Source organism: Paenibacillus sp. AR247 (assembly GCF_002968895.1).
GTDB lineage: Bacteria > Bacillota > Bacilli > Paenibacillales > Paenibacillaceae > Paenibacillus_AQ > Paenibacillus_AQ favisporus.
In genome coordinates, this window is the sequence record NZ_PCZT01000005.1 from 129,836 (window position 1) to 135,426 (window position 5,591).

Sequence of the window (5,591 nt, forward strand, 5' to 3'; positions counted from 1 at the left end):
ACATCCATCGAGCAACTGGGTAACGCCCGTCAAGTGCGCGTAACGAAAGAAAACACAACCATCGTTGATGGAAGCGGCGAGAAGAGCGACATCAACGCTCGTATCTCCCAAATCCGTTCGCAGCTGGAAGAAACCACTTCCGAGTTCGACAAAGAGAAACTGCAAGAGCGTCTGGCTAAACTGGCCGGCGGCGTAGCGGTTATCAAAGTCGGTGCTGCAACCGAAACCGAACTGAAAGAGCGCAAACTGCGCATCGAAGACGCCCTGAACGCAACCCGCGCTGCGGTTGAAGAAGGTATCGTATCCGGTGGCGGTACAGCTCTCGTGAACGTATATCATGCAGTAGCTGCCGTAGACGTGGCTGGCGATGAGAAGACAGGCGTGAACATCGTTCTGCGCGCTCTCGAAGAGCCAATCCGCACGATCGCTGCCAACGCTGGCCAAGAAGGTTCCGTTATCGTGGACCGCTTGAAGAAAGAAAAAGTGGGCATCGGCTACAACGCGGCTACGGACGAGTGGGTGAACATGTTCGAAGCAGGTATCGTTGACCCTGCGAAAGTAACGCGTTCCGCGCTGCAAAACGCAGCTTCCGTTGCGGCTATGTTCCTGACTACAGAAGCCGTAATCGCCGACAAGCCAGAGCCTGAAAAGGCTGCTGCTCCAGACATGGGCGGCATGGGCGGAATGGGCGGCATGATGTAATATAAGGCTCCCATAGCCTGAATATAGCAATAAGAGAAAGGCTTTTTACATTGCGATAACATTTCTAGATTAATATATGAGAGAAAATGTAGATTTAAGGTGTGGTGAACAGGTTGATTGCTGCAATCGTTGACGTCGGATCAAATACGATCCGTTTGACCGTATACCAATACGAAGGTCAGGATACACAGGTATTGTTTCATCGCAAGACTATGGCCGGGCTTGTCCATTATATCGACAAGAAGCGCATGAGTGAGGCCGGCATACGGGTCGTCTGCCAGACCCTGAACGACTATATGAGCATGCTGAAGCAGCTGCCTGTTACACCGGACAGTATTCATGTGTTTGCAACGGCCGCCATCCGCAATATCGCCAATACCAGGCAGGTGGTCGATGCGATCCGCGAAAGCGCCGGCATTGAGGTGGAGGTGATCTCAGGCGATGAAGAGGCCAGGCTCAGCTATGTGGGAGCTATGCACAGTGTAGAGCTGGAGGAGGGCGTTCTCGTCGACATCGGCGGCGGGAGCTCCGAAATCGCCGTTTTTCAAAATAAAGAGATTTGTTACAGCGATAGCCTGCCTATCGGGTGCTTGAATGCCTACGAGAAATGCGTCGAGAAAATTATTCCGTCCGAGAAAGAGCGTCAAGCGATTGCGGAACTGGTGCAAAAGCAGCTGCAGGCCATGTCCATCCCGGAACTGGGTCCCCTGCCGATCTGCGGCGTTGGCGGCACGATCCGCGCATCCTTCAAATTGAAGGGGGTTCTTGGCGAAACGGACCAAGCCAACCAGATGAGCATCGAAGAGCTGCAAGGGATGATTCGGCGTTTTAAAAATCACAAGAAAAAGCATATCGCTCCCATTTTGGTGAAGACGCCGGATCGGATTCACACCCTGATCCCAGGGATGATTTTGCTTAACGAAATCGCCCGTTTTTTTCAAAGCGAAGTGGTGCATATCAGCCGTTTCGGGGTTCGTGAAGGGTTTTTATATGATCGCTTAGCCAAAGGAAGTGAAGAGAAATGACAGCCTCCACGCCATTGAAAACACAAACCTCTTATATGCAGAACCGGGAGCTATCCTGGCTCAGGTTTAATGAGCGCGTGCTTGAAGAAGCGATGGACGAGCGGGTTCCGCTGTTCGAGCGTCTGAAGTTCGTTTCCATCTTCACCAGCAATTTGGATGAGTTCTATATGATCCGGGTCGGCAGCTTAACCGATTTGGCCGGTATGAAGGAAGAGCATCGGGATAACAAAACCGGATGGACGGCCCAGGAGCAGCTGAATTACATTTTTGAGGCCACCGAGCCTTATTATGAGAAGCGAAACGCTATTTTTGCCCAGATCGAACAAGCTTTGGAGAACTATCAGATTTACCGTGTCGGCATGGATGACCTCAGCAAGCAGGAGAAAAAGTTCATTGAGGATTATTATGCAGAGCATATTTTCCCGGTCCTGTCGCCGATTGTGGTCGATTCGCATCATCCGTTTCCGCATCTGATGAACAAGCAGCAGTACGTGATGTGCAGCTTCGAGGACAAAAACCAAACGCTTGGCATTATCCCGGTCTCGCCGTCTTTTCCGGACTTCATCCAATTACCTGGAGATTCCTTTCGGTACATATTGACGAGCCACGTCATCCTGGGATATGCCAAGCAGCTGTTCAATATGTACAAAGTGAGCAGCACCCAATTGGTAGCCGTTACCCGGAACGCCGACATTGCGCTGGATGACGAACATCTGGAATACGACGACGATGACGATATCCGGCAGCTGATGAAGAAGACGCTCAAGAAACGGGCACGCCTGGCACCGGTCCGATTGGAGGTCGAAGGCCAGCTTCCCAAACGCGTCGGGCAATTGTTGTGCGACAAGCTGCAGCTGAGCCGCAAACAAGTGTTCAACAGCGTAGCACCGATCGTGCTGAATTATCCTTTCGAGTTGATCCAGCGCATGCCGAAGCATTTGGAAATGAAGTGCACGTATTCTCCTTTCAGGGCCAACAATCTTCTTGATATGCAGGCTTATCCAACGGTAACGGAATGGTGTTTAAAGGAAGATATGATGCTCTTTTACCCCTATGATTCGATGGAGCCTTTTCTGCAGCTGCTCAAGGAAAGCGCCGAGGATCCCCATGTCGTGTCGATCAAGATCACGATTTACCGGCTGGCTCAGCACTCGATCATCACCCAATATTTATGCCTCGCGGCCGAAAACGGCAAGGACGTCACCGTCCTGATTGAGCTGCAAGCGAGATTCGATGAACAAAATAACATTGAATGGGCTGAGCGGCTGGAAGAGGCCGGCTGCCAGGTCATCTATGGCGTCGAGGGCTATAAGGTACACAGCAAGATATGCCTCATTACGCGCAAGGACCGGAATAAAATTCAATATATTACGCAGATCAGCACGGGCAATTACAACGAAAAGACCGCCAAGCTGTACACGGATGTTTCAATGATGACCTCTCATGAAGAGATCGGGCGCGACGCGGACGCCTTCTTCAAAAATATGGCGATCTCGAATCTGGACGGGCAGTACCGGCATCTGCTCGTCGCGCCGAATCATTTTAAGCAGCCCCTGCTTGAATGCATGGACCGGGAGATTGAGAAAGCGGGGCGGGGCGAACCCAGCCGGATTTTGATGAAGTCCAATTCCTTGACGGACAGGGAAATTTTGCAGAAGCTGTTCGAGGCTTCGGAAGCCGGTGTTCCCGTCCAGCTCATCATCCGCGGAATCTGCTGCCTGCTGCCGGGCGTCCCGGGAAAAACGGACAATATTACGGTTCGCAGCATCGTCGGACGTTTTCTCGAGCATTCCCGGATCTTCTGCTTCGGGGCGGACGAGGACTGCTCCATCTACATTTCGTCAGGGGACTTAATGACTCGCAGTACGACCCGCCGTGTCGAGACGGCTTGCCCGGTGTATGACCCTCGGCTGAAGCAGCGCATCCTTCATCATCTGGATGTCATGCTGCAGGACAATGATAAAGCAAGACAGATGTCCAGCAACGGGCAGTACAAACGGCTGTCCTCGCCGTATGAAGCCAACCTGATGGACAGCCAAAAGCATTTCATCGAAGAGGCGATGCAGGGCATGGACCGGCGGCAGCCGAGACATGTGCGCTTTTGGCGCAGGTGGGCTCGCTTGCTGCAGCATTGATCGGGTACAAATATTCAGGATGATTACCACCCACGATACCAATGGATTTAAAAAAGATGACTCCCGTATGATACTGGGGTCATCTCTTTTATAGCTGTAAGCCTATTAAAAGAGCTGCCTAGCGGCAGCCTTTCGATCTCTAACTTTAGCGTTTAACCTTCCCCTTTTTGAATCCATTCCCCGAACTGTTTCATGGCTTTCTCGCTGTGCACGTATTTGTATTTTTTGCCGTCGTCGTAATGGAAAATCGCCGCGCTGTCCTCGTCGCCTTCGATTTCGGACGTGATCGAAAGGATGCGCTGGGTGTCGAGCAGCTTGAAATTGCCTTGGTCGTCTTCGGCGGGAATCGCCTGTTGCTTTGGTTCTTCTTCCATATTCATCGTTGCAGCCTCCATAGGTCGTTTGGTTTTATTGTACCCGAACGGAAAGCGATTTGCATGGATGCCACCAGTTTTTCTCATTACGCCTAATTCTCCAAACTTCATCCGGTAACACCGAAGATAGCGAATAGTCCACTCTCATGATGTGCATTGGACATATATATATGTCATATACACATATTCCTAATTTTTTAAGGGAAGGGTGCCGCAAATGGGAAAAGGAGGAAAAACGAAGCGCACATATGTAAAGAAGAAAATAAAATGCATCGGCGCTAAAAGAATCAAAAAGACGGTCGTTTGCAAAAAGGTGAACCCTAGAAGAAAACGGAAGATCCGAAATGTGATGGATCAGCATGCCTTACAAGCGGCAATCGAGGAAGCCAAGGCACAAATCAAAGCAGAGCTGGCGCTATGACCGGGATGCAGGGCGATCATGGCCCTCAAGGGAACGGGGGATGGATGGCACGGCAGGACTGCCCGGGATTCCCGGACCGCAAGGCTTACAGGGGGTGCAGGGCCCTCCTGGGACGTCAGGTCTGCGCGGGCCGGAGGGGCCGCAAGGCGTACAGGGTCTCCCCGGACAACCGGGTGGCCCTGGCCCTCAAGGGGTACCAGGGATGCAAGGGGCACCAGGCGCACCGGGCATTCAAGGGCCGGCTGGTCCGGAAGGACCCGAAGGTCCGCAGGGCCCGCCTGGACCCGTCGTTATACCCGGAGTAACTGTGCTGCCGACGGCCGCCCGTTATTTTTATCAGCCGGAGACTGATCTGGATTTAACGGCGTCGGCCGCGGTTGCGGCGAGCCAATTCACGAATGATGAAGGCGTTGCGGTTGCCGATTTTTCGACGCTTGGTCCCAATAGTTTCAGCAACCTCTATATCAACGGGATCATCCAGCCGGGGAATTCGTACAGCATCAATCCGTCGGAACTATATTTTCCACCGCAAAGCACGACTATATATGCGGGGACTCCTATTGTTTTAGAAACGGTGCAGTTAACGGCGAATATTACAGTCTAGCACTTTTTCGTATTTTCCCCCACGCCAATTCAAACCTTCCTGCATTTAATAGGGTAGAGGATCCGATGGTTTTCAAAGATTTTGGTTTGAAAATCTATATGTTCCTCAACCAAGAAGGGAGGAGAGAATATGCCTATCGTAACCCCGTATCAGAACAGCGTGAGATTCACTTCGACCATTGGTGCAGGTACCGGAACCGGAGCGACCTTCGCTATAGCCGCAACGGCCTTCACCAATGACGCTGGAGTGGCTGCTACGGCGTTTCCTGGGACGTTCAACTACTACAACCTTTATTTGAATGGTTTGATGCAGACGGCCGACGTTTCGTCG

Annotated in this window: 7 protein-coding genes; 6 read left to right on the plus strand and 1 reads right to left on the minus strand. The window is 51.8% G+C overall.

Features of this window, described 5'->3' with window-relative positions; all coding sequences use genetic code 11:
- From CPT76_RS04690 to ppk1, 3 genes are all read left to right on the plus strand, one after another.
- Window positions 1–702 (plus strand): TCP-1/cpn60 chaperonin family protein (locus CPT76_RS04690; protein WP_308737513.1); only part of this gene is annotated, 702 nt, incomplete at its 5' end.
- A gap of 113 nt (window positions 703–815) precedes the next feature.
- Window positions 816–1,727: a Ppx/GppA phosphatase family protein gene (locus CPT76_RS04695; protein ID WP_181152690.1), complete on the plus strand. Its 912-nt coding sequence runs from the start codon at window positions 816–818 to the stop codon at window positions 1,725–1,727.
- A complete protein-coding gene (ppk1, locus tag CPT76_RS04700; protein ID WP_105442085.1) occupies window positions 1,724–3,862 on the plus strand; it encodes a polyphosphate kinase 1 in 2,139 nt (712 codons plus the stop codon). The genes CPT76_RS04695 and ppk1 overlap by 4 nt, the downstream gene beginning before the upstream one ends.
- A 152-nt stretch (window positions 3,863–4,014) precedes the next feature.
- Here ppk1 and CPT76_RS04705 read toward each other — a convergent pair whose 3' ends face one another.
- Window positions 4,015–4,242 (minus strand): hypothetical protein, encoded by a 228-nt coding sequence (locus CPT76_RS04705; RefSeq protein WP_089549950.1) that lies wholly within the window; start codon window positions 4,240–4,242, stop codon window positions 4,015–4,017.
- Window positions 4,243–4,453: 211 nt separating this feature from the next.
- Here CPT76_RS04705 and CPT76_RS37035 point away from each other — a divergent pair, with 211 nt between their 5' ends.
- From CPT76_RS37035 to CPT76_RS04715, 3 genes are all read left to right on the plus strand, one after another.
- On the plus strand, window positions 4,454–4,657 hold the full coding sequence (locus CPT76_RS37035) for a hypothetical protein (protein ID WP_181152692.1): 204 nt from the start codon (window positions 4,454–4,456) through the stop codon (window positions 4,655–4,657).
- A gap of 202 nt (window positions 4,658–4,859) precedes the next feature.
- The gene (locus CPT76_RS38250; protein ID WP_219845381.1) at window positions 4,860–5,261 is read left to right on the plus strand and encodes a DUF4183 domain-containing protein; all 402 of its coding nucleotides are present in this window, start codon (window positions 4,860–4,862) and stop codon (window positions 5,259–5,261) included.
- 129 nt (window positions 5,262–5,390) lie between these two features.
- The coding region (locus CPT76_RS04715; RefSeq protein WP_105442087.1) for a DUF4183 domain-containing protein at window positions 5,391–5,591 on the plus strand (201 nt) is incomplete at its 3' end.